This window comes from Vreelandella hamiltonii, assembly GCF_014651775.1.
GTDB lineage: Bacteria > Pseudomonadota > Gammaproteobacteria > Pseudomonadales > Halomonadaceae > Vreelandella > Vreelandella hamiltonii.
In genome coordinates this window covers 20,730-43,951 of the sequence record NZ_BMXN01000014.1, presented here as the reverse complement: position 1 = coordinate 43,951, position 23,222 = coordinate 20,730, and the positions used below count along the sequence as shown (strand labels likewise).

20 protein-coding genes and 1 pseudogene are annotated in these 23,222 nt (G+C 60.9%); 19 read left to right on the top strand and 2 right to left on the bottom strand.

Features of this window, described 5'->3' with window-relative positions; translation table 11 throughout:
- Window positions 1-25: 25 nt before the first annotated feature.
- The gene (gene rsmD / locus IE091_RS12310) at window positions 26-646 is read right to left on the bottom strand and encodes a 16S rRNA (guanine(966)-N(2))-methyltransferase RsmD (protein WP_189463761.1); all 621 of its coding nucleotides are present in this window, start codon (window positions 644-646) and stop codon (window positions 26-28) included.
- A 90-nt stretch (window positions 647-736) separates the two neighbouring features.
- On the opposite strand from rsmD, the pseudogene ftsY reads away from it, so the two are divergent.
- The 19 genes and pseudogenes from ftsY to IE091_RS12215 all read left to right on the top strand — a co-directional run bounded on the left by ftsY (window position 737) and on the right by IE091_RS12215 (window position 20,197).
- A pseudogene (ftsY, locus tag IE091_RS12305) lies at window positions 737-2,130 on the top strand (signal recognition particle-docking protein FtsY).
- Window positions 2,127-2,795, top strand: coding sequence for a cell division ATP-binding protein FtsE (gene ftsE / locus IE091_RS12300; RefSeq protein ID WP_016916020.1), 669 nt, complete (start codon window positions 2,127-2,129; stop codon window positions 2,793-2,795). Before ftsY ends, ftsE begins: the two are co-directional and overlap by 4 nt.
- The gene (gene ftsX, locus IE091_RS12295; protein ID WP_039182312.1) at window positions 2,792-3,850 is read left to right on the top strand and encodes a permease-like cell division protein FtsX; all 1,059 of its coding nucleotides are present in this window, start codon (window positions 2,792-2,794) and stop codon (window positions 3,848-3,850) included. Before ftsE ends, ftsX begins: the two co-directional genes overlap by 4 nt.
- A 206-nt stretch (window positions 3,851-4,056) precedes the next feature.
- Window positions 4,057-4,926, top strand: a complete 870-nt coding sequence (rpoH, locus tag IE091_RS12290) for an RNA polymerase sigma factor RpoH (RefSeq protein WP_039182315.1) — start codon at window positions 4,057-4,059, stop codon at window positions 4,924-4,926.
- 219 nt (window positions 4,927-5,145) lie between these two features.
- Window positions 5,146-5,856 carry a nucleotide-binding protein gene (locus tag IE091_RS12285; RefSeq protein ID WP_189463760.1) on the top strand — a complete coding sequence of 237 codons (711 nt, stop codon included), beginning with the start codon at window positions 5,146-5,148 and terminating at the stop codon, window positions 5,854-5,856.
- Window positions 5,857-6,089: 233 nt separating this feature from the next.
- A complete protein-coding gene (rpsT, locus tag IE091_RS12280; RefSeq protein ID WP_016916025.1) occupies window positions 6,090-6,356 on the top strand; it encodes a 30S ribosomal protein S20 in 267 nt (88 codons plus the stop codon).
- A gap of 100 nt (window positions 6,357-6,456) precedes the next feature.
- Window positions 6,457-8,034, top strand: coding sequence for a murein biosynthesis integral membrane protein MurJ (gene murJ, locus IE091_RS12275; RefSeq protein WP_096921540.1), 1,578 nt, complete (start codon window positions 6,457-6,459; stop codon window positions 8,032-8,034).
- A gap of 119 nt (window positions 8,035-8,153) precedes the next feature.
- Entirely contained in the window at window positions 8,154-9,191 is a 1,038-nt protein-coding gene (gene ribF / locus IE091_RS12270; protein WP_039182324.1) for a bifunctional riboflavin kinase/FAD synthetase, read from the top strand.
- Between the two features lie 8 nt (window positions 9,192-9,199).
- Window positions 9,200-12,031 carry an isoleucine--tRNA ligase gene (ileS, locus tag IE091_RS12265; RefSeq protein WP_189463759.1) on the top strand — a complete coding sequence of 944 codons (2,832 nt, stop codon included), beginning with the start codon at window positions 9,200-9,202 and terminating at the stop codon, window positions 12,029-12,031.
- Window positions 12,024-12,560: a signal peptidase II gene (lspA, locus tag IE091_RS12260; protein WP_016916030.1), complete on the top strand. Its 537-nt coding sequence runs from the start codon at window positions 12,024-12,026 to the stop codon at window positions 12,558-12,560. The genes ileS and lspA overlap by 8 nt, the downstream gene beginning before the upstream one ends.
- Window positions 12,561-12,588: 28 nt before the next feature.
- A complete protein-coding gene (gene fkpB / locus IE091_RS12255; protein WP_081138848.1) occupies window positions 12,589-13,032 on the top strand; it encodes an FKBP-type peptidyl-prolyl cis-trans isomerase in 444 nt (147 codons plus the stop codon).
- Window positions 13,033-13,068: 36 nt separating this feature from the next.
- Window positions 13,069-14,049: a 4-hydroxy-3-methylbut-2-enyl diphosphate reductase gene (gene ispH / locus IE091_RS12250; protein WP_039182336.1), complete on the top strand. Its 981-nt coding sequence runs from the start codon at window positions 13,069-13,071 to the stop codon at window positions 14,047-14,049.
- A 105-nt stretch (window positions 14,050-14,154) separates the two neighbouring features.
- On the top strand, window positions 14,155-14,553 hold the full coding sequence (locus tag IE091_RS12245; RefSeq protein WP_276307082.1) for a type IV pilin protein: 399 nt from the start codon (window positions 14,155-14,157) through the stop codon (window positions 14,551-14,553).
- A complete protein-coding gene (locus tag IE091_RS12240; protein ID WP_240525256.1) occupies window positions 14,522-14,959 on the top strand; it encodes a type IV pilus modification PilV family protein in 438 nt (145 codons plus the stop codon). The genes IE091_RS12245 and IE091_RS12240 overlap by 32 nt, the downstream gene beginning before the upstream one ends.
- 17 nt (window positions 14,960-14,976) lie before the next feature.
- Complete coding sequence (locus IE091_RS12235; RefSeq protein WP_039182341.1) at window positions 14,977-15,444, top strand: PilW family protein; 468 nt, start codon at window positions 14,977-14,979, stop codon at window positions 15,442-15,444.
- Window positions 15,445-15,462: 18 nt separating this feature from the next.
- Window positions 15,463-15,918, top strand: a complete 456-nt coding sequence (locus IE091_RS12230; protein ID WP_096921538.1) for a hypothetical protein — start codon at window positions 15,463-15,465, stop codon at window positions 15,916-15,918.
- Between the two features lie 49 nt (window positions 15,919-15,967).
- Window positions 15,968-16,990 (top strand): tryptophan--tRNA ligase, encoded by a 1,023-nt coding sequence (locus IE091_RS12225; protein WP_096921537.1) that lies wholly within the window; start codon window positions 15,968-15,970, stop codon window positions 16,988-16,990.
- A gap of 139 nt (window positions 16,991-17,129) precedes the next feature.
- Entirely contained in the window at window positions 17,130-18,341 is a 1,212-nt protein-coding gene (locus IE091_RS12220; RefSeq protein WP_096921536.1) for a YeeE/YedE family protein, read from the top strand.
- A gap of 176 nt (window positions 18,342-18,517) precedes the next feature.
- The gene (locus IE091_RS12215) at window positions 18,518-20,197 is read left to right on the top strand and encodes an NAD-dependent malic enzyme (RefSeq protein ID WP_039182397.1); all 1,680 of its coding nucleotides are present in this window, start codon (window positions 18,518-18,520) and stop codon (window positions 20,195-20,197) included.
- 65 nt (window positions 20,198-20,262) lie between these two features.
- Here IE091_RS12215 and acnA read toward each other — a convergent pair whose 3' ends face one another.
- Window positions 20,263-23,010 (bottom strand): aconitate hydratase AcnA, encoded by a 2,748-nt coding sequence (gene acnA / locus IE091_RS12210; protein WP_189463758.1) that lies wholly within the window; start codon window positions 23,008-23,010, stop codon window positions 20,263-20,265.
- Window positions 23,011-23,222 lie beyond the last annotated feature (212 nt).

The following is a 23,222-nucleotide window of genomic DNA, read 5'->3' as shown; positions in this document are numbered from 1 at the left end:
CTGCGGCGAGTCGTCGGCAAGCGCTTTACGCAGGCCCGCGACGATAGAGTCGGGCAACGCTTTCACCCGCTCGGGTTTCTCTATGCAACTGCCAGTTGGCCGGGACTTCTGGGGTCAGCGTGTGCTCGGTTTCGAGATAGATCATGGCGTCGTCGGCCAGCCAGCCGCCTGCCTCCAGTTGGGCGCAGCAAGGTGCTGCCAGCCCTTGGTGGAAGGGGGGGTCGAGAAACACCAGCGCCATGGGGTCGCCGGGCTGGGCGAGAAATGCCTGCGCCTCCTGGGTCACCACGTGGCCCTTGAGGGTGCCCAGAGTGGCCAGATTGTCGCCGATGAGTGACGCCACCGCCGGGGTGCGCTCGACGAAGGTTACGGCAGCCGCCCCCCTGGAGAGCGCTTCGATACCCAGCGCACCGGTGCCTGCGAACAGGTCGAGGACGCGCTGGCCGTAAAGCGCCTGGCCCAGCCAGTTGAACAGGGTTTCACGCACTCGGTCCGGCGTGGGGCGCAGCCCAGGCTGGTCGAGTACTGGCAGCAAACGGCGGCGGTAGTCACCACCAATGATGCGCAATTTTCCCGGTGGCCGAGTCGTGCCACGGGATGCAGAAGCGCCGCGAGGCGTTGAGCGAGAGGAGCGTTGTCGTTTCATGACGCGGATTGTAGCGGGCAACTTATCCAAAGTCTTGGCCTGCGGTGGTAGGATAATCGCAATGTTCACCTATTCAGTCGGATGACCCTTATGTTCGGTTTTTTCAAACGCAAGAAAAAGCACGACTCCCAGCCGGAGCCGCAGGAAAGTCAGGATCCGTCGCTAGGCGCTGAGCCCCCCGTCAGCGAGCGTGACACACCGGCTCCCGCGGCGGAAGAGGCCGCGCCAGAGGTGCCGCGCGAAGACGAGCCCGCCAGCGCCAAGGCGCTGGATGAGCCGCTATCTCCGCCAGCCACCGAGGAAGAGGCGCCGCTGCCCCAAAACGAAGAGCAGGTGCACAGTGAGCTTGTGGAACATACTCTGCCAGAGCCAGANAGCCAGAGCCAGAGCCAGAGCCAGAGCCAGAGCCAGAGCCAGAGCCAGAGCCAGAGCCAGAGCCAGAGCCAGAGCCAGAGCCAGAGCCAGAGCCAGAGCCAGAGCCAGCGCCAGAGCCAGTCAAGCCTGCGTTGCAAGAGAAGCCGGTGGCCGAGCAGGGCGAGAAGAAGGGCTGGTTTGCACGCATCAAGTCGGGGCTGGGCAAGACCCGCGCCAACCTGACCGATGGCTTGGCCGATCTGTTTCTGGGCAAGAAGCATATCGATGACGAGCTGCTGGAAGACCTGGAAACCCAGCTGTTGATGGCCGATGTGGGCATCGAAGCCACCAGCGAGATCATCGAGCGCCTGGAAGCGAGGGTGTCCCGCAAGGAACTGAACAACCCGGAGGCGCTGTATCGCGGCTTGCAGGAAGAGCTGGCCGCGCTGCTGGGGCCGGTCTCCACGCCGCTGGATGTCCAGAGCGCCAATGGCGGGCCCTTCGTCATTCTGGTGGTGGGGGTCAATGGGGTGGGAAAAACCACCACCATCGGCAAGCTCACCCAGCGTTTTCAGCGCGAAGGCAAGAGCGTCATGCTGGCGGCGGGGGATACCTTCCGGGCGGCCGCTGTGGAGCAGTTGAAGGTCTGGGGCGAGCGCAACAGCGTTCCGGTGATTGCTCAGCACACCGGCGCGGACAGCGCATCGGTGATTTACGATGCGGTGGCGGCGGCCAAGGCCCGTGGGGTGGACGTGCTGATTGCCGATACGGCCGGGCGGCTGCATAACAAGAGCCACCTGATGGAAGAGCTCAAGAAGGTGCACCGTGTCATGCAGAAGCTGGATGACACCGCACCCCACGAGGTCATGCTGGTGCTGGATGCGGGCACGGGCCAGAACGCTATCTCCCAGGCCAGCACGTTCAATGAAGCGGTGCCGATCAGTGGCATCACGCTGACCAAGCTGGACGGTACCGCCAAGGGCGGCATCATCTTCGCGCTGGCCAAACAGCTGGAGACGCCCATCCGGTTCATTGGCGTGGGTGAAGGTCTGGACGACCTGCGCCCCTTCGATGCCCACGATTTCGTCAACGCACTGTTTGACCGCCAGGGAGACGATGGCCGCGCATGATTGCCTTCGAGCATGTGGGTAAGCGCTATGGAGGGCGCTTTGATGCGCTGGCGCACCTGAACTTCCGCGTGGCCAGAGGTGAAATGGTCTTTTTGACCGGCCACTCGGGGGCGGGCAAAAGTTCGCTGCTGCGGCTCATCATGCGTCTTGAAACTCCTAGCCGGGGCCGGGTGGTGGTGGCGGGGCACGATATTGCCCAGCTGCACCCCAGTCAGGTGCCGTTCTACCGCCGCCAGATTGGCGTGGTGTTTCAGGACCACCAGCTGCTGTTCGACCGCAGCGTGTTCCACAACGTGTCGCTGCCGCTGGAAATCCAGGGCGTCGAGCCACGAGAGGCCGCCCGGCGGGTGCGTGCCGCCCTCGACAAGGTAGGCCTCTTGCATCGCGAAAAAGCGCTGCCCATCGAACTTTCTGGTGGTGAGCAGCAGCGGGTGGGCATTGCGCGGGCTGTGGTCAACAAGCCAGCCTTGCTGCTGGCGGATGAGCCCACCGGTAACCTCGACCCACAGCTGTCGGCGGATATCATGGGGCTCTTCGAGGATTTCAATCGGATTGGCACGACCATCATGATCGCCAGCCACGACCTGGCATTGATTGCCCGGTTGCGTCACCGCATTCTGCGTTTGCAGGATGGTCGCCTGGTGGGTGACGAGGGAGCCTTATGAAGCGTTCGACACCTCGCCACCCTGCCACGCCGCGCCAAGGTGGCGCTGCCCCGCGAGCCAAACGCGCTGCACCCACCCCGCCTTCACCGAGCGAAGCGCCAGCACGCAAGGGGGCGCGTTCGCAGCAGACGCGTTTCAGCAGTCGCCTGCGTGCCTGGGGCAGGCACCATCGTGCCATGGCCATCGACAGCCTGTACCGCCTGGTGCGCCAGCCGCTGGGCAACCTGCTGACCATGCTGGCCATTGCGATTGCGCTGGTACTCCCGGCCGCGCTCTGGCTGACGCTGGACAGCGCTCGCCTGCTGAATACCGAGCTGGATGAAAGCGCGACGCTGACGGTCTACCTCGACGTTGCCGTGGACGAAGCGCAGGCGGCGCGCATAGAAGAGGCGGTCGTGGCAGATGAAGGCGTGGCGCAGACGCGCATGATCAGCCCGGAAGAGGGCATGGCCGAATTCCAGCAGTCGCTGGGTATCGATGACACTTTGGCGGGGCTGGATGACAACCCGTTGCCCACCAGCATCGTGATCGCACCGCAAAGCGTCGACCCCGATGCCATGGCGGAGCTGGCCCATCGGCTCGAAACCCTCACGGGAGTAGACGAAGTTCGTGTCGATCTGGCCTGGGTGGAGCGGCTGCGCCATTTGGCCGAGCTGGGGCGCCGGGTGGCGCTGGCGCTGGGCGTTCTGTTCGGCTTTGGCGTCTTGCTGGTGGTGGGCAACACCATACGCCTAGCGGTGGAAAGTCGTCGCCGCGAGATCGAGGTGGTGATGCTCATGGGGGCCACCCATGCCTTTGTCAGGCGGCCATTTCTCTACAGTGGTGCCTGGTACGGCATAGGGGGAGGCGTGATTGCGCTCGGATTGCTGGGGTTGGGAAATCACTGGCTATCGCTGCCAGTGGCGGCCCTGGCAGCCAGCTATGGCGCCAGCTTCACTTTGCCGCAGCTGGATGTGACGGGCTCTACAATTCTGCTATCTTGCAGTACACTATTGGGCTGGTTAGGAGCATGGCTGGCAGTGACCCGCCACCTTTCCAGTATCCGCCCGCGCTAGGTTCACAGCGCAGGACATCGGGCAGTCACGGTCATGTCATCTCAGGTTAATGGACCAGTGACAAGCTTGAAAGAGGTACTACCGCTGATGAACTGGCCTAGTGAACCTTGACGGTTGGCCAGGGTCTTATCAGTCAATTCCAGATGCGCTGGCCGAGTATTGCCTGCGCGTCGACCACGAAAGGTTTTAAGGGAGACCGTTTGCACATGAGCACTAGTCTTCTACCGGTGGGGCAGCTGTCACCAGGCAACGACCTGGGCGGCTACATTCAGGCGGTCAACGGCATTGCCGTATTGAGCGTCGAAGAAGAGCGTGAGCTGGCGTTTCGTCTTTATGACGAAGGCGACCTGGAAGCGGCGCGTCGTCTGGTGTTGTCGCATCTGCGCTTCGTTGTCCACATCGCTCGCAGTTATTCGGGGTACGGCCTGCCCCAGGCCGACCTGATCCAGGAAGGCAATGTTGGCCTGATGAAGGCCGTCAAGCGCTTCGATCCTAACCAGGGCGTGCGCCTCGTATCCTTTGCGGTGCATTGGATCAAGGCAGAAATCCACGAGTTCGTGCTGCGCAACTGGCGTATCGTCAAGATTGCCACCACCAAGGCACAGCGCAAACTGTTCTTCAATCTGCGCAGCGCCAAGAAGCGTCTGGCCTGGTTGAACAACGACGAAGTCAACGCCATCGCCAAGGACCTGGACGTCAAGCCGGAAATCGTGCGTGACATGGAAGGCCGTTTGTCGGCGTTCGACGCTGGCTACGACGCAGCGCCCGGCGATGACGACGAGAGCGCTTATCAGGCACCTGCCTACTTCCTCGACGACGCTTCGGCAGACCCGGCGACGCAGCTGGAAGATAGCGACTTCGAAGAGGATTCGACGCGCCGCCTTCAGCTGGCCTTGCAGGCACTGGATGACCGCTCTCGGGATATCCTCCAGCGCCGCTGGCTGACCGATGACAAAGCCACGTTACATGACCTGGCCGATGTCTACGGGGTGAGCGCCGAGCGTATTCGCCAGCTCGAAAAGAACGCCATGAAAAAGCTTCGTCAGAAAATGGGTGATACCGCTATCGCCGCATGATGAAGGTGGTCGGGTGGCGCTGCTGCCTGATGTCACTGTCCTGTGCTGAAAAGCCCATGCTGAAAAGCCCGAGCCCGAAAGGGGTCGGGCTTTTTGCTTGGTGCAGGTTGCCTGATACGGCAACGCCCGCGACTATTTCTGCACCTTTGCTGTTTTCCTGTCGGGTTTTCCTGCTAGATTCCCCTTTGGGCATCGGGCCCCGACGGCGGAGAGACAAGGATGGGCAAGGTTCATTTCATTGGTGGTGAAAAGGGTGGTGTAGGCAAGTCAATGACGGCGCGGGTATTGGCGCAATACTACATCGATCATCAGTGGCCCTTTCTGGGCTTTGACTGTGATGCCTCCCACGGGACGTTTTCACGCTTTTATCAGGACTACGCCTCTGCCGTCGTGGTGGGTGACGATGACAGCCTGGACGGCATGCTCTCTGCCGTGGAAGAGCACCCCGAGCGTGACCTGATCATCGACCTGGCGGCTCAGTCGGCGCAGCCGATCAACCGCTGGGTCGAGGAGACCGATGTCTTTGGTCTGCTCAGTGAGCTGGGCATGCAAGTGGTCTGGTGGCATGTGATGGACGATGGGGCAGATTCGGTGACACTGCTGGAGCAGGTGCTGAACCGCTATCAGGAGCAGCCGGTCAGTATCGTCGTGGTGCAGAACCTGGGACGCGGCGACAGCTTCGAGCGTTTCCAGCAGTCCAAGGTGTATCAGCAGGCCGTTGCACAAGAAGCCGCGTTGATCGAATTGCCACGGCTGCATACCAAGCTGACCCAAAAGATCGACTTCAACAACAGCAGCTTTTGGGCGGTGGCCAATGACCGCAGCCTGATGAACATCGCTGAACGCCAGCGCATGAAGGTGTGGTTGCGCAAGTCCTACGAGCAACTCGAGAAGCTGAAGTCGCAGCTTGAAACCATTGACAACGGCTAGCAAGCACGCTTGACGCGTGATAGACTACGCCATCCTCTCAGACAAGACCCGTGAACGGGCAGCGAAATGACTGCTCGTTACACTATTTGGCAGAATTGAAAGTGCTGCCAAATCAATCGGTTGTTGTGGAAAGATCCGTACGGAAATGTCGTGCCAAGGCAATTGCCAGCCGACAGACACATAGTTAATCCGTTGCCGTTGATGGGCAACCTTTATTCTCCAAGGAGATACCTGTGGCGAACAGCAAGCAAGCACGCAAGCGCGCCCGCCAGGCCGAGACTCGTCGCGTCCTGAAATCCAGCCAGCGCAGCATGGTCCGCACTTACATCAAGCGCGTGATCAAGGCGATCAACACTGGCGATCATGGCAAGGCCATGGAAGAGTTCAAGGTCATGCAGCCGGTCGTCGACCGCATTGCTGACAAGGACGTGCTTTCCAAGAAGAAAGCAGCGCGCCTGAAAAGCCGCTTGAACAAGCGCATCAAGGCTCTGGCGGCGTAAGCCGGCAGTCGCCCTAAAAAACCGGCTGCGGCCGGTTTTTTTGTGTCCAAACGTTGCCCGTGCTGCTTGAGTCCCCCCTTTTCTCAGTATGGAACCAGTGATGACTGCGAAGACACCGCCGCAAGCCAATATGTCGCCGCCGCGCCGAGGACTGATGCGCTCTGGACTGGTGGTGAGCGCCATGACCATGATCTCGCGGGTCATGGGGCTGGTGCGCGATGTGGTGGTTGCCACCTTCCTGGGGGCGGGCAACGGGTCCGACGCCTTCTTCGTGGCGTTCAAGATTCCCAATTTCATGCGCCGACTGTTCGCCGAAGGGGCCTTCAATCAGGCCTTCGTGCCGGTGTTGTCGGAGTACTCGACCCAGCGCAGCAAGCAGGAAATTCGTGAGCTGCTCAATGCGGTGGCGGGCAGCCTGACCGCCATCCTGGCGTTGATCACGGCGTTTGCCATGCTCGGTGCGCCCTGGCTGGTATGGCTGTTTGCGCCAGGCTTTGGGCGTGACCCCGACAAGCTGGCCATGACCGCCGACATGCTGCGCTTGACCTTTCCCTACCTGCTGCTGATTTCCTTGACGGCCTTTTCCGGCAGTGTTCTGAACACCTGGAACCGCTTTGCCGTTCCTGCGTTTACGCCAGTGTTGCTCAATCTTTCGTTGATCGGGGCGGCGCTGTTTTTAATGCCCCTGATGGAAGAGCCTGCCATGGCGCTGGCCTGGGGGGTGCTGATTGCCGGTGCTGCCCAGCTCGCCTTTCAGGTGCCGTTTTTGCTGCGCCTGGGGCTATTGCCAACGCCATGGCCCAACTTCGCCCATGATGGGGTCAAGCGTATTCTCAAGCTGATGGCCCCGGCGCTGTTTGGTGTATCGGTGTCGCAGATCAACCTGTTGCTGGACACGGTGTTGGCGTCGCTGCTGGTGGCCGGTAGCGTCTCCTGGCTCTATTACTCGGACCGTTTGGTGGAGCTGCCGCTGGGCGTGTTTGGGGTGGCGATTGGTACCATCATCCTGCCCGCACTTTCCAAGCGCCACGCAGAGCAGTCCAGCGAGCATTTCGCTGCCATGCTGGACTGGGCCATTCGCGTGGTGCTGTTGCTGGGCGTGCCGGCTGCGCTGGCGCTGGCGGTGCTGGCCGAGCCTTTCCTGATCACGCTGTTCCACTATGGGGCGATGACCGAGGTAGATATTCAGATGGCGGCCATGAGTCTGCGCGCCTATGCGTTCGGTCTGGTAGCCTTCATGCTGATCAAGGTGCTGGCCCCGGGCTTCTTTGCCCGCCAGGACACTAAAACCCCCGTGAAGGTCGGGATTGTCGCCATGGTCGCCAACATGCTGCTCAATTTGCTGCTGATCTGGCCGCTGGCGCACGCAGGGCTGGCGCTGGCCACGGCGCTGTCGGCGTTCCTGAACGCGGGGTTGCTGGGCTACCTGTTGTATCGTCAGGGCGTGCTGGTGTTTCAGCCCGGCTGGGGGCGTTACGCGGTGCAGCTGGGAGGGGGCAGCCTGCTGATGGGGGCGGCGCTCTATTTCGTGTCGCCCCACTGGCAGGTGTGGCTGGAGTTCGACATGTGGCAGCGGATTCGCTGGGTGTCCGGACTGGTGGTGCTTGGCGGTGGACTCTACTTCCTGTGGCTGACGGCGCTGGGGCTGCGCCCACGGCATTTCAGGATGAATAGCTAACGGCTGCGGCAGGGCGCTTTTGGCAGGGGCGTTGGGCAAGATGGCCCGATGGCAATCTTGACCTGCACCAGGCCAGCACGTTCGTTATAATCAAACGCTTTCAAGACGGCAGAGGTGCCATGCACGTCATTCGAGGTCTGCACAATCTGACACCCTCTCAGCGTGGCTGCGTGGCGACCATCGGTAATTTTGATGGCGTGCATCGCGGCCATCAGGCGATCCTGCAGCAGTGCCGAGAGCACGCGGCCCGCCTGGGAGTGCCCTTGACCGTGGTGGTCTTCGAACCGCAGCCACGGGAGTTCTTTGCGGGTGACCAGGCGCCGCCTCGGCTGACGCGGCTGCGGGAAAAAGTGCGCTTGCTGCGCGACCACGGCGCGGAACAGGTGCTTTGCCTGCCGTTCAACGACGCCTTGCGCAGCCTGACCGGCCGCCAGTTCATCGACCAAGTGTTGATCCAGGGGCTGAACGTCCGCCATCTGGTGGTGGGGGATGACTTCCGTTTTGGCTGTGATCGCCAGGGCGATTTCGAGCTGCTGGAAGCCGTGGGCAGTCACCATGGGTTTGGCGTCGAAAATACCCACACCTTCACGGTGGCAGGGGAGCGTGTGTCGAGTACCCGGGTGCGTACCTTGCTGGCCAGCGGCAATTTCGAGGTGGCGGCGCGCCTGCTGGGCAGGGCCTATTCGCTGCATGGCCGCGTGGTGCGCGATCAGCAGTTGGGGCGCACCATCGGTGTGCCAACGGCCAATTTACCGCTGCTGCCCCAGCCGCTGACGCTGCGCGGCGTGTTTGCCGTGGTGGCCGAGCTGCCGAACGGTGCTCGCCTGCCCGCCGTGGCCAACGTCGGTTTTCGGCCCACCGTGGGTGCTAAACGGCCCACCCTCGAAGTGCATCTGCTGGACTTTTCCGGCGACCTGTATGGTCAGCGGCTGACGGTTTACCCCTGTGCTCGGCTGCGCGGGGAAGTGAAGTTCGACGATTTCGACGCGCTGAAGGCGCAGATTCAACATGACCAGGCCAGGGCACGCCGCTATTTTGCGGCGGCTGAGGCTGGCGTAGCACTTACTCTTCCGCTGGCCTCGGCCCCGCTTGGGCGTGAGACCGCTTCTTCTGATTTCACTTCGGCGGATAACGACGCCGATGCTAACGACGGCTGACCGGAACTATGGATTACAAGCACACGCTAAACCTGCCAGAAACCGACTTTCCCATGCGCGGCATGCTGCCGAAGCAGGAGCCAGGGCGCGTTTCCCAGTGGCAGGACATGAACCTGTACCAGCGCCTGCGCGAAGCCCGTGCGGGGGCACCGCTGTTCGTCCTGCACGATGGCCCTCCCTATGCCAACGGCAGCATCCATATCGGTCACGCCGTCAACAAGATTCTCAAGGACATCATCGTCAAGTCCAAGAACCTGGCGGGCTTCGATGCACCCTACGTGCCCGGCTGGGACTGCCACGGCCTGCCCATCGAGCACAAGGTCGAGACCACCCATGGCAAGCACCTGGCGGCAGACAAGGCCCGTGAGCTGTGCCGTGAATACGCCGGTGCCCAGATCGAAACCCAGCTGGTGGATTTCGTGCGCCTGGGGATCATCGGGGACTGGGATCACCCCTACCGCTCCATGGATTACGCCAACGAGGCGGGCGAGATCCGCGCCCTGGCCGATATGGTCGAAGCGGGCTACGTTTTCAAAGGGCTGAAACCGGTGAACTGGTGCTTCGACTGCGGCTCGGCGCTGGCCGAAGCGGAAGTCGAGTACGCTGACAAGAAGTCCGATGCCATCGACGTGGCCTTCCCCGTGGAAGATGCCGACAAGCTGGCAGCGGCGTTCGGTCTGAGCGAGCTGGCCAAGCCTGCGGCGGTGGTCATCTGGACCACCACGCCTTGGACCATTCCCGCTAACCAGGCGCTGAACGTTCACCCCGACTTCACCTACGCGCTGGTGGATACCGGCGAGCGGTTGCTGCTGTTGGCCGAAGAGCTGATCGAGAGCTGCCTGGAGCGTTTTGGCTTGCAAGGTGAAGTGGTGGCGACGACTCAGGGCAAACACCTGGATCTGATCAATTTCCGCCATCCGTTCTACGAGCGTCTCTCGCCGGTCTATCTGGCGGACTATGTGGAGTCCGAGGTCGGCAGCACCGGTATCGTTCACTCGGCCCCCTCCTACGGGGTGGACGACTTCAACACCTGCCGCGCTTACGGCATGAGCTTTGACGACATGCTCAACCCGGTTCAGGGTAACGGTGTCTATATCGACGACCTGCCTTTCTTTGGCGGTCAGATGATCTGGAAAGCCAACCCGAACATCATCGACAAGCTGCGTGACGTGAACGCGCTGATGGCCCACACGCCGATCACGCACAGCTACATGCACTGCTGGCGCCACAAGACGCCGGTCATCTACCGTGCCACGGCCCAGTGGTTCGTCGGCATGGATATCAAAGGCAAGGATGGCAAGACCCTGCGCGAGCGGGCGCTGGCCGGTATCGAAGCCACCGAGTTCACCCCTGCCTGGGGGCAGGCGCGCCTGCACAGCATGATCGCCAATCGCCCGGACTGGTGTATCTCCCGTCAGCGTAACTGGGGCGTGCCGATTCCCTTCTTCCTGCACAAGCAAACCGGTGAGCTGCACCCGAACACCGTGGGGCTGATGGAAGAGGCCGCCAAGCGCGTGGAGCAAGAGGGCATCGAGGCGTGGTTCAAGCTGGAACCCTCCGAGCTGCTGGGCGCGGAAGCCGCCGACTACGAGAAAGTCACCGACACGCTGGACGTGTGGTTCGACTCGGGCACCACCCACCGCCACGTGCTGCGCGGCTCGCACCCCCATGGCCATGAGAGCGGCCCACGGGCGGACCTTTACCTGGAAGGCTCGGACCAGCACCGGGGTTGGTTCCACTCCTCGCTGCTGACCGGCGCGGCCATCGATGGGCATGCGCCTTACCGGCAGCTGCTGACCCACGGCTTCACCGTCGATGCCCAGGGGCGCAAGATGTCCAAGTCCATCGGTAACGTGGTGGCCCCGCAAAGCGTGATGGACAAGCTGGGGGCGGACATTCTGCGCTTGTGGGTCGCCTCGACGGACTACTCCGGCGAGATGGCCGTCTCCGACGAAATTCTCAAGCGTACGGCCGACGTTTATCGCCGTATTCGCAACACGGCCCGCTTCCTGCTGTCCAACCTGAGCGGTTTTGACCCTGCTCGGGATCAGGTGGCGTTCGGCGATATGCTGGCGCTGGACCAGTGGGTAGTGGACCGCGCGGCTCAGCTGCAGGGCCGTATCGAAAAAGCCTATGAAGAGTACCGCTTCCTGGATGTCTACCAGCAGGTACACGGCTTCTGCGCACGGGAGCTGGGTGGTTTCTACCTGGATGTCATCAAGGACCGCCAGTACACCACGCAAACCGACTCGCTGGCCCGTCGCAGTGCGCAAACTGCGCTGTATCACGTGGTGGAAGCGTTGAGCCGCTGGGTGGCCCCGATTTTGTCGTTCACCGCCGAAGAGATTTTCGAGCATATCCCCGGCCAGCGTGGCGACAGCGTGCTGCTGGAGACCTACTACACAGGCCTCTCCACGCTGGATGAGGGTGCCGAGATGGGTCGGGCGTTCTGGGAGCAGGTGCTGGAAGTGAAGCACTCGGTGAACAAGTGCCTGGAAGATGCCCGTAACGCCAAAGTGATCAAGGGCAGCCTGGCGGCGGAAGTCACGCTTTACGTGAACGACGAACTGCACACGGCGCTGGCCAAGCTGGGCGACGAGCTGCGTTTTGTGATGCTCACGAGTGAAGTGCATCTGGCGCCGCTGGCCGATGCGGCCGGTGCCGAAAGTACCGAGCTTGAGGGGTTGAAGGTAGCCGTCAACGCCAGTGAGCATGCCAAGTGCGAGCGCTGCTGGCACCACCGCGCCGATGTGGGCAGTTTTGCCGCCCATCCGGACCTGTGTGGCCGCTGTGTGAGCAACTTGCCCGAAGGCAGTGGAGAGATTCGTTACTATGCCTAACACCGTGAGCGGCACGGAAGCGTCGACCCACCAGCGTCCGCCCATGCGGCGGCCGCTGCGCTGGCTATGGCTGGCGGTGGCGGTGATCGTGCTGGATTTGCTGACCAAATATGCCGCCAGCCATTTTTTGAGTTATGCACAGCCGGTTGAAGTGCTGCCGTTTTTCAACCTGACCCTGCTGCACAATACCGGCGCGGCCTTCAGCTTCCTGGCTGACCATCCTGGCTGGCAGCGCTGGTTCTTTGCCACGGTGGCCATTGGCGCCAGCATAGGGCTGACCGTGTGGCTCTCCAGGGTGCGGGCAGACGAAAAGCTGCTGGCCATCGCGCTGCCGTTGATCATCGGTGGCGCGCTGGGCAACCTGTATGATCGGCTCATTCACGGCTATGTCGTGGACTTTCTCTCATTCCACGTGGCGGGCTGGTACTACCCGGCTTTCAACGTGGCCGATATTGGTATTACGCTGGGTGCCGTGGGGCTTATCTGGGAGTCGTTCATGGGCGATCGACGCCGTAAAAAAATGGCCTGAACGCCCCCGCGCCTACCTGTGAGGAACTATGGACTACCTAATTGACGATGGCATGGAAATCACCCTCCACTTCACGTTGAAGCTGGAGGACGGCACGGTGGTGGATTCCACCAAAGAGAAAGCGGCTGCCACGTTTCAATATGGCGATGGCAACTTGCCGCCGGGTTTCGAGCACCCCATCAAGGGCATGGCCGCCGGCCAGAGCGGGTCATTCCAGATTACCCCGGAGCATGCCTTCGGTCAGCATAATCCGCAGAATATCCAGACCTTGAAGCGAGCAGATTTTGGTGACGACGAGCCCGAGGTGGGCATGGTCATGTCGTTTGCCGACAAGGCGGGAACGGAACTGCCGGGCGTGGTCAAAACAGTAGAAGGTGACCGCGTGGAGGTTGATTTCAACCACCCGCTGGCAGGGCGCACGCTGACATTCGAGGTCGAAGTGCTCAACGTCACGCCGATCACCAAACACTAATTTCCCGAGCGATGCAGGTTGCATCAAGGCGCATTTATGCAGTCATCAGAGTCATCTCAGCCCATTCAGATCAAGCTGGCTAACCCGCGCGGATTCTGCGCCGGGGTCGACCGTGCGATCGATATCGTCAATCGCGCGCTGGATGTCTTCGGCCCGCCGATTTATGTGCGCCATGAAGTCGTGCACAACCGCTTCGTGGTGGAAACGCTGCGCGAGCGCGGGGCCGTCTTCGTCGAAGAACTCCATGAAGTGCCCGACGATGTGATCGTCATCTTCTCGGCCCACGGCGTTTCCCGAGCGGTTCAGCAGGATGCCGAACAGCGTGGCCTGAAAGTTTTCGATGCCACTTGCCCGCTGGTCACCAAGGTGCACATGGAAGTGCTGCGCTACGCCAAACGCGGCCAGGAGTGCATTCTCATCGGGCACGAAGGCCACCCCGAAGTCGAAGGCACCATGGGGCGCTACGACACTTCCCATGGGGGCAAGATCTATCTGGTGGAAGACGAACAGGACGTTGCCAATCTGGTCGTCAACGACCCTGCGGCGCTGGCGTTCGTCACCCAGACCACGCTCTCCATGGACGACACGGCCAAAGTGATCGACGCGCTGCGGGAGAAGTTTCCCGAGATCCAGGGGCCGCGCAAGGACGATATCTGCTACGCCACCCAAAACCGCCAGGATGCGGTGCGCGAGCTGGCAGCGGACAGCGATCTGGTGCTGGTCGTGGGCAGTCCCAACAGCTCGAATTCCAACCGCCTGCGGGAGCTTTCCGAGCGCATGGGGACCCCCGCCTATCTGATCGACAATGCCGAGCAGATCGAGGCTGCCTGGCTCGAAGGCGTCAAGCGTATTGGCGTCACTGCCGGTGCCAGCGCCCCGGAAGTGCTGGTGAAAGGGGTCATCGACCAATTGCAGGCACTGGGTGCAGAAGCACCTGTGGAACTGCAAGGTCGTGAGGAGAACATCACGTTCTCCATGCCCAAAGAGCTACGCGAGCGTGTGATCGTTAGTGAATAGTCACCAGTGAGATAGCGTTAACACCAGGTCTATTCTAGTGGGTGCAAAGCGTATCGGTTTGGGACATACTCGAAGTATGATTCAGTTGATACGGGAGCACCGCGCGTGCCAGATCGCTCTATCCCCCCTGTGGGCGGCAAGTTTCCTCCCCAGGGGTTCACCCTCATCGAACTGCTGATTGCCGTCGCGATCATCGGTATCGTCGTCGGTATCGCCTACCCCAGCTACAACCGTTATGTCGAGCGTTCTCTGCGTACCGATGCACATGCGGGTCTGCTTCAGGCCGCCTCCGAGATGGAGCGCTGCTATTCACGTCAATACTCCTACAATGACTGCGCCGTTACGGCCACCTCGCCCGATGGTAACTACGCCATTACGGTCGCCAATGGTGGTGACGAAGACGGTGGTTTCCTGCTGACGGCTTCCAGTGAGCGAGACGATGGCTGCGAAGAAGACTTGCAGTACAACGCCCGTGGCGAACGGCTGCCTGCTGCCTGCTGGTAAGCACCGGCAGCAAGGCGGCTTCTCCTTGGTCGAGGCACTCGTGGCGCTGGTGGTGCTGTCACTTGGCCTGATCAGTATTGCTGCCATGCAGCTGAAAGCCTTGCAGGCCGTGCAGCGCGGCTATCAGCAAACGCTGGTGAGCGTGGCGGCGCTGGATGCCCAGGAACGAGTCTGGGCGGCAACGCGTCATGCCGAGGGCTGTCAGGATATCCCGCTTGCCGAGATCGAGCGTGCCTGGCAAACGGCCTGGTTCGCTGCCTCAGGCGGGCCGCTTATCCGTCATGGCCAGGCCATTTACAGCACCATTGCTCGGCAAGGTTGCCTGTTCGAGGTGACGGTAAGGCTCGACAGTGCAGTGGACGACAGCCCTCAGTCGCTTGTCTATCCCTTTCAACTACCCCTTTAGGGAGTGTGGCGGCGCCTATGGAGAGGCAAAACGGCTTCACCCTGACCGAGATGATGGTGGCCATGGTCATGGGCGTCATCATCGTGATAGGGGCAGGGCAGCTCTTCTTGAGTACTCTGCACACATTTCGGCAGACTGAAAGCCTGGGGCGGCAGCAGGAGGCGCTGATTTTCTCCGTGACTCACATTACCACCACGCTTCAGCGCCGCGGAGCATACGATGATGCGGGGGAGCCGTACTACCGATTACAGTGCGTACCGTCAGCCAGTGAATGTCGCTGCACGCTACAGGATATGTCGCGTGCGCAGCCGCTGGTGAACTTCCAGGCTGCCGAGGGAGCCTCCTGTCCACGCGATGAACCCGTCGGCACCGCCGTTGATCAGGCGCCTGCCGTGTATCAAGTAGCATTGCCGTTGGGGCCCGGTGGTCAAGCAGTGACCTTTCATGTGGCTCATCGGGAAGCGCTGTTTCATCTGGATGAATAGCAGGGAGAGGGCTAGTGAATGGAAACGCAACGAGGCGCTGCGCTGGTCATTGTCATGGTGTTGCTGGCCAGTGCACTGGTCACGGCGATGATGGGCATGCAGTCCGCCTTGGTGGATAAGCGGCTCGCGGGCAATTTCCGTGCTTCCCTGCAGGCTCAAATGAACTCAGGGAGTGCGGCATCACACGCATTGTGGCGATTCGACGAGCTATCGTGGGAAGGCGCGCCGCAGATAGAGGCTTCCGCCACGGTGCGCTTCGAAGACTATCTTGATCATCCCCATGCCCAGCGCGTGTCCCAGGATTGCCCATCCCAGGGCTGCCTGTTCGTGCCGGTGGTGTTTCAAGGCGAATCATGGGTCATGGCGTTGGGGGCCGTGCTGTCTGAACGTGATGGCATCGTGGCCCAGAGTGAGCCCGTCTTCGTGCGGCGGGACACTCGAGCGGATGGACAGGCAGTCGTCGTTTGGAAATAGGCGTACAATAGCGTATCGTTTTTCACCTTTATTCAGTTGGATCCAGATCATGAGTCAGATAGCCAAAACCCGCGTGCTGACCGGGATTACCACGACGGGGACGCCTCACCTCGGCAATTACGTCGGGGCCATCAAGCCTGCCATCGAGGCAAGCCAGGACCCTAACGTGCAGTCGTTCTACTTCCTGGCCGACTTTCACGCCCTGATCAAGTGTCAGGATCCCAAGCGTGTTCAGGCGTCACGCATGGAGATCGCCGCTACCTGGCTGGCGTTGGGTCTGGATACCGATAACGCCATCTTCTATCGCCAGTCGGATATCAGCGAAATTCCCGAGCTGATGTGGATGCTGTCGTGCGTCTGTGCCAAGGGTCTGATGAACCGAGCCCATGCCTACAAGGCCGCCGTGGCCGAGAACGAAGAGGCTGGCGACCAGGATCCGGACAAGGGCATTACCATGGGGCTGTTTAGCTACCCGGTACTGATGGCCGCCGATATCCTGATGTTCAATGCCCATAAAGTGCCGGTCGGGCGCGACCAGATCCAGCATATCGAGATGGCACGTGATATCGCAGGGCGCTTCAACCATCTGTTCAAAGGGCAATACTTTGCTCAGCCGGAAGCCGTGGTCAACGAAAAGGCAGAGGTGCTGAAAGGCCTGGACGGTCGCAAGATGTCCAAAAGCTACAACAATACCATTCCGCTTTTTGTCAGCGAGAAAAAGCTGCAAAAGCTGGTGCGCAAGATCAAGACCAACTCTCTGGAACCTGGTGAGCCCAAAGACCCCGACACGTGTACGCTGTTCCAGATCTATGCCGCGTTTGCCAGCGATGCCGAAACCGCCACCATGCGTCAACAGTATGAAGAAGGTATTGGCTGGGGAGAGGCCAAGGATCAGGTCTTCGAATACCTCAATGCCCATCTCAGCGCGCCGCGTGAACGCTATAACGCCTTGATGGAAGACCCTGCCCATATCGAAGCCATATTGCAGAAAGGTGCTGAGCGTGCCCGTGCCGAGGCATCCATCACCATGGACAAGCTGCGTTCGGTGGTTGGGCTGGGGCGTTTTGTTTAAATATTCCTTTTGGGAATATGAACCTCTCAATAAAGAATTTCCAGCGTTTACGCCTCGCCGTTAGGCTTATAACTATTGTCCAACTTAGCCAAGCGCCTTGCTGTTGCAGGCGCTTTTGGCGTTGCTAAACAGGTGAATTATGGCGACTACCTCAATGGTGGCTCCGGTCTCGTACCGCGTGCCCCTTCTGGCCATGGCAGCGATTGTGCTGGGGGCGATCGTGATTGGCGTCATTTTTGGCGCCAATATCGGGCTGCTGATGATCGTGGGCGGCCTGCTGGGTATGGTGCTCTATCACGCAGCGTTTGGCTTTACGGCGGCCTGGCGGGTGTTCATTACCGAGCGTCGTGGGCGTGGCTTGCGGGCGCAAATGATCATGCTGGCGATTGCCGTAGTGCTGTTTTTTCCGGCGCTGGGGGCGGGGTCGCTGTTTGGTACGCCGGTGAGTGGCTTCGTCTCGCCGATCGGCATTTCGGTGTTGTTCGGTGCGTTTATCTTCGGTATCGGCATGCAGTTGGGCGGCGGCTGTGCCTCGGGCACGCTGTTTACCGCTGGCGGTGGTAATGCCCGTATGCTGATTACCCTGGTGTTCTTTATCGTGGGCTCGGTCATCGGGTCTGCGCATTTCACCTGGTGGCAAAGTTTGCCCGCCTTCCAGCCGGTGTCGTTGGTCAACGTGGCTGGCGTTGGGGGCGGTATCGGCATCAGCCTGGTGCTGTTTGCTGCCATCGCCGCCTTTACGGTGATCATGGAGAAGCGCCGTCATGGCCAGCTGGAACAGGTGCCTACGGTCGATAAGCCCGGTGTGGAGCGCTGGCTCACGGGCCCTTGGCCGCTGGTGGCGGGGGCCGTTGCCCTGGCGCTGCTCAACTTTGCCACCCTGGCATTGGCGGGTCGCCCCTGGGGCATTACCTCGGCCTTTGCGCTGTGGGGCGCCAAGGCGTATGAGCTGGTGGGCGGCGATGTGAGCCAGTGGGGTTATTGGCAAGCACCGGGTAACGCGGCCGCGCTGGAAGCCAGTGTATGGAGCGATATCACGACGGTCATGAACGTGGGTATCATGCTGGGGGCACTGGCTGCCGCCCATCTGGCCGGGCGTTTCGCACCGAACTTCCGTATTCCGCTGCGCTCGGTGCTGGCCGCTGTGATCGGTGGCCTGCTGCTGGGGTATGGTGCGCGCTTAGCGTTTGGTTGCAATATCGGCGCGTACTTCAGCGGCATTGCGTCGGGTAGCCTGCATGGCTGGGTCTGGATGGCGGCGGCCTTTGCGGGCAACCTGATTGGCGTGAAGTTGCGGCCGTTTTTCTTTGCTGGCGAAGAGGGGCGCCGTCCCACCGCCAAGAGCTGCTGATCGCTAGCGTTTTGGTTTGTTCGATAACACCTCGGCCATGGCCGGGGTGTTTTTTTATGGCCATTCTCGGCCCTGTTTCTACCTTTGTCGCACGACCATGTTACATTACGCACAAACGTCGCCAACGCCCAGCGTTGCTGCATTGCAACAGCAATTGACATAAAAAGAGAGTGCCTATGTCTACGAAGAGTAAACGCCCCCTGTACATTCCTTACGCCGGTCCTTCGCTGCTTGAAATGCCGCTATTGAACAAAGGCAGCGCGTTTACTCAAGAGGAGCGATTGGCGTTCAACCTGATCGGCCTGCTCCCGCAAAAAGTCGAAACCATCGACGACCAGCTCGAACGTGTCTATCGTCAGTACCAGCAGTGCCATAGTGACCTGGAGCGTCATATTCATCTGCGCGCCATTCAGGACGATAACGAAACGCTCTATTTCCGTCTGGTGTCCGAGCATCTGGAAGAGATGCTGCCGATCATCTACACCCCTACCGTGGGTCAGGCGTGCCAGGAGTTTTCCAATATCTATCGTAACCACCGGGGCTTGTTCATCAGCTATCCGGACCGCGAGCATATGGACGACATCCTGCGCAGTGCCACCAAGGACAACGTGAAAGTCATCGTGGTAACCGATGGCGAGCGTATTCTTGGCCTGGGTGACCAGGGCATCGGCGGCATGGGCATTCCTATCGGTAAGCTGGCGCTGTACACCGCCTGTGGCGGCATCAGCCCTGCCTACACGCTGCCGATCATGATCGACGTGGGCACCAATAACCAGGCGCTGCTGGATGACCCGATGTACATGGGATGGCGTCACGAGCGGGTCAGCCAGGAAGAGTACGATGCCTTCATGGCCGAGTTCATTTGCGCCGTGAAGCGCCGCTGGCCGAATGTACTGCTGCAGTTCGAGGATTTTGCCCAGGCCAACGCCGTGCCGTTGCTGGAGCGTTACCGCAACGAACTGTGCTGCTTCAACGACGACGTGCAGGGAACGGCCTCTGTAGTGGTGGGTACGCTGATGGCTGCCTGCCAGGCGCGGGGCGAAACCATTGCGCAGCAGCGAGTGGTGTTCGTGGGTGGTGGTTCGGCGGGGTGTGGCATCGCCGAGCAGGTAGTGGTCTCCATGGAGGCCGAAGGCTTGACCGAAGCAGAGGCGCGAGCGCGCATCTTCATCGTCGACCGGGATGGTTTGATGACCACCGACCAGACCTGGCAGCGGGATTTCCAGCGTCGTCTGGCCCATGATCCTGCGCTGGTAGCCAACTGGAACGGTCAGGGGCTGGAAGAGACCATTGCCCAGATCAAACCCACCATCCTGATTGGGGTCTGTGGCCAGCGGGGCATCTTTACCGAACAGGTCGTGCGTACCATGCATGCAGGCTGTGAACACCCGGTCATCATGCCGCTCTCCAACCCCACCTCCCAGGCAGAAGCCGTGCCTGAGGACGTGATTCGCTGGACCGACGGCCAGGCCTTGGTAGCCACGGGTAGCCCCTTTGCGCCGGTGGTCTACAACGGGCGGACCTACCCCATTGCCCAGTGCAACAACGCCTATATTTTCCCCGGTATTGGCCTGGGGGTGATTGCCGCCGACGCCCACCGCGTGACCGACGAGATGCTGATGAGCGCCTCGCGTGCCCTGGCCCGTGAAGCGCCGCTGGTCAAGGAAGGGCAGGGTGCGCTGCTGCCACCGCTGTCGCGCATTCGTGAAATCAGTAAGTCGATTGCTTTCGAAGTGGCTGCTCAGGCGCAGCAAAACGGCGTGGCGCTGAAAACCAGCGGCTCGGAACTGCGTGAGCGTATCGAAAAATCCTGCTGGTCGCCGGAGTATCGCTTCTACCGCCGTCGCGCTTTCTAAGGCGCGGTGCAAAAAAAAAGCCCCCACCGAGGTGGGGGCGATGCAAGCATTGGCGGTTTTTACCGTTAGGCTGCGCCGATCATTTTGCGCAGCACGTAGTGAAGGATACCACCGTGGCGGTAGTAAGCCAGCTCATTGGCGGTATCAATTCTGCATTTGGCATCAACGGTACGCTCCTGGTCGCCCTGTTTGATGACCACTTTGACCGTGCCGCCTGGGCTCAAGTCGCTTAATCCCGCAATCGAAATCTCTTCGTCACCGGTGAGCCCAAGGCTCTTGCGGCTCTCGCCTTCGGGGAACTGCAGCGGTACGACGCCCATGCCAATCAGGTTGGAACGGTGGATCCGTTCGTAGGATTCGGCAATCACCGCCCGTACGCCCAGCAGTCGGGTTCCCTTGGCTGCCCAGTCGCGGGAAGAGCCGGTGCCATACTCCTTGCCTGCCACCACCACCAGCGGCGTGCCTTCTTCCTTGTACTTCATGGCGGCGTCATAGATCGACATCTGCTCACCACTGGGCACATGGCGCGTTTCACCCCCGACCACGCCGTCCAGCATTTCGTTCTTGATCCGCACGTTGGCGAAGGTGCCGCGCATCATGACTTCATGGTTGCCTCGGCGTGAGCCGTAGGAGTTGAAGTCCACGGGTTTGACGCCATGCTCCTGCAGGTAGCGGCCAGCAGGGCTGTCGGGCTTGATGGAGCCTGCAGGGGAAATATGGTCGGTGGTGACGGAGTCACCCAGCATCGCCAGTACTCGAGCACTCTGGACATCTTCGATGGCATCGGGCTCGCGCTGCATGCCTTCGAAGAAGGGTGGGTGCTGAATGTAGGTGGAGGAGGGCCACTCGTAGACGTTGCTTTCCGGCACTTTGATCGACTGCCACGTCTCGTCGCCTTCGAAAACGGCGCCGTACTCCTTGCGGAACATCTCGGTGTTGACCTTCTGTACGGCGTTGGCGATATCCGCCTGCGAGGGCCAGATGTCTTTCAGGTACACTGGGTTGCCATCGCTGTCTTCCCCAAGCGGGTCGGTGGACAGGTTGCATTGAACGTTGCCCGCCAGTGCATAGGCCACCACCAGCGGCGGTGAAGCCAGCCAGTTGGTTTTGACCAGCGGATGCACGCGGCCTTCGAAGTTGCGGTTACCCGACAGCACGGAGGCAACGGCAAGGTCCCCCTGTTGAATGGCTTTTTCGATGGCGTCGGGCAGCGGACCGGAGTTGCCGATACAGGTGGTGCAGCCGTAGCCCACCAGGTTGAAGCCCAGCGCATCCAGGTCATCGTTCAGTTCGGCAGCGGCCAGGTAGTCGGTGACCACCTTGGAGCCAGGCGCCAGGGACGTCTTGACCCAGGGTTTGGTGGCCAGCCCCTTCTGACGCGCGTTACGTGCCAACAGGCCCGCCGCCATCATGACACTGGGGTTGGAGGTATTGGTGCAAGAAGTGATGGCCGCGATGACCACGGCGCCTGGGTCCAGGTTGAAATCCTGCTCACCCATCTTGACCGCTTGGCTATCGTTATGCTGAAACGAGCGTTCGAAGCTCCGGTCGATGCCCACGGCGGTCTGGCCGCCTTCCGAGGAAAGCTTGCCCGTTTCCGTAGAAGGGTAGGACTTGCCATCTTCCTCCATGACGCTGGCGAACGCCTTGGGCATGTTCTTGAGAGAGACGCGATCCTGCGGGCGTTTGGGGCCTGCCAGGCTGGCTTCCACGCTGCTCATGTCGAGGCTGAGGGTATCGGTGAAGATGGGCTCGTCACCGGGCTCACGCCAGAGCCCCTGGGCCTTGCTGTACGCTTCGACCAGCGCGACCAGCTCATCTTCACGGCCGGTCAGGCGCAGGTAATTGAGGGTTTCATCGTCCACCGGGAAGAAGCCGCAGGTGGCGCCATACTCGGGGGCCATGTTGGCAATGGTGGCGCGGTCGGCCAGCGGCAGGTCTTTCAGGCCATCTCCGTAGAACTCGACGAACTTGCCGACCACGCCCTTCTTGCGCAGCATCTCGGTGACCGTGAGAACCAGGTCGGTGGCCGTAATGCCTTCCTGCAGCTTGCCGGTCAGCTTGAAGCCGATAACCTCGGGAATCAGCATCGATACCGGCTGGCCCAGCATGGCCGCCTCGGCCTCGATGCCGCCTACCCCCCAGCCCAGTACGCCCAGGCCGTTGATCATGGTGGTGTGGGAGTCGGTGCCCACCAGCGTGTCCGGGTAGGCGAAGGTCTTGCCGTCTTCTTGTTTGGTCCAGACGGTGCGGCCCAGGTACTCCAGGTTGACCTGGTGGCAAATGCCGGTGCCGGGCGGCACGACACTGAAGTTGTCGAATGCTTTCTGGCCCCAGCGCAGGAACTCGTAACGCTCGCCGTTACGCTGCATTTCGATATCCACGTTCTCCTGAAAGGCCGTGGGGTTGCCAAACTTGTCGACCATGACCGAGTGGTCGATGATCAGATCGACCGGAGAGAGCGGGTTGATGCGGGCGGGGTCTTCGCCCAGGGACTCGACCGCTGCGCGCATAGAGGCGAGATCCACGACCCCCGGTACGCCGGTGAAGTCCTGCATCAGAACGCGGGCAGGGCGGTAACCGATTTCGCGGCTGGACTGCCCCTCGTTTTGCCAGTCGACCAGGGCTTGCATGTCGGCCTGTTCGACGCTCTCGTCGTCAGCGAAGCGCAGCTGGTTTTCGAGCAGAATCTTGAGCGTCTTGGGCAGCCGGTCGATGTTGCCCAGCGTTTCGGCTGCTTTGGGCAAGCTGTAGTAGTGATACTCCTGGCTTCCTGCCGTCAGGGTATGAAGCGTGCTGGGTATCTTGCTCATTCCATTCTCCTCTCGATCGCTTATGGGTATCGCAACGGTCACTGTGTTCCAGAATAACGCTGATCAACAGTATGGCTCATGTAGGGCACATGGGTGTGGCGGGGTCGCCTTTCAAGCCATCTTGGCCTAATAGCGTAGACCAACCCTTGTAATTGCTTGTACTCGACGCCATTTCAGGCAGACTCTTCTGCGAATGTCGGCCCTGCAACGAA

Excerpts from the sequence above, each read along its gene's own strand:
- rsmD (WP_189463761.1), bottom strand. The coding sequence starts at position 646 with ATGAAACGACAACGCTCCTCTCGCTCAACGCCTCGCGGCGCTTCTGCA.
- ftsE (WP_016916020.1), top strand. The coding sequence starts at position 2,127 with ATGATTGCCTTCGAGCATGTGGGTAAGCGCTATGGAGGGCGCTTTGAT.
- ftsX (WP_039182312.1), top strand. The coding sequence starts at position 2,792 with ATGAAGCGTTCGACACCTCGCCACCCTGCCACGCCGCGCCAAGGTGGC.
- rpoH (WP_039182315.1), top strand. The coding sequence starts at position 4,057 with ATGAGCACTAGTCTTCTACCGGTGGGGCAGCTGTCACCAGGCAACGAC.
- IE091_RS12285 (WP_189463760.1), top strand. The coding sequence starts at position 5,146 with ATGGGCAAGGTTCATTTCATTGGTGGTGAAAAGGGTGGTGTAGGCAAG.
- murJ (WP_096921540.1), top strand. The coding sequence starts at position 6,457 with ATGACTGCGAAGACACCGCCGCAAGCCAATATGTCGCCGCCGCGCCGA.
- ribF (WP_039182324.1), top strand. The coding sequence starts at position 8,154 with ATGCACGTCATTCGAGGTCTGCACAATCTGACACCCTCTCAGCGTGGC.
- ileS (WP_189463759.1), top strand. The coding sequence starts at position 9,200 with ATGGATTACAAGCACACGCTAAACCTGCCAGAAACCGACTTTCCCATG.
- lspA (WP_016916030.1), top strand. The coding sequence starts at position 12,024 with ATGCCTAACACCGTGAGCGGCACGGAAGCGTCGACCCACCAGCGTCCG.
- fkpB (WP_081138848.1), top strand. The coding sequence starts at position 12,589 with ATGGACTACCTAATTGACGATGGCATGGAAATCACCCTCCACTTCACG.
- ispH (WP_039182336.1), top strand. The coding sequence starts at position 13,069 with ATGCAGTCATCAGAGTCATCTCAGCCCATTCAGATCAAGCTGGCTAAC.
- IE091_RS12235 (WP_039182341.1), top strand. The coding sequence starts at position 14,977 with ATGGAGAGGCAAAACGGCTTCACCCTGACCGAGATGATGGTGGCCATG.
- IE091_RS12230 (WP_096921538.1), top strand. The coding sequence starts at position 15,463 with ATGGAAACGCAACGAGGCGCTGCGCTGGTCATTGTCATGGTGTTGCTG.
- IE091_RS12225 (WP_096921537.1), top strand. The coding sequence starts at position 15,968 with ATGAGTCAGATAGCCAAAACCCGCGTGCTGACCGGGATTACCACGACG.
- IE091_RS12220 (WP_096921536.1), top strand. The coding sequence starts at position 17,130 with ATGGCGACTACCTCAATGGTGGCTCCGGTCTCGTACCGCGTGCCCCTT.
- IE091_RS12215 (WP_039182397.1), top strand. The coding sequence starts at position 18,518 with ATGTCTACGAAGAGTAAACGCCCCCTGTACATTCCTTACGCCGGTCCT.
- acnA (WP_189463758.1), bottom strand. The coding sequence starts at position 23,010 with ATGAGCAAGATACCCAGCACGCTTCATACCCTGACGGCAGGAAGCCAG.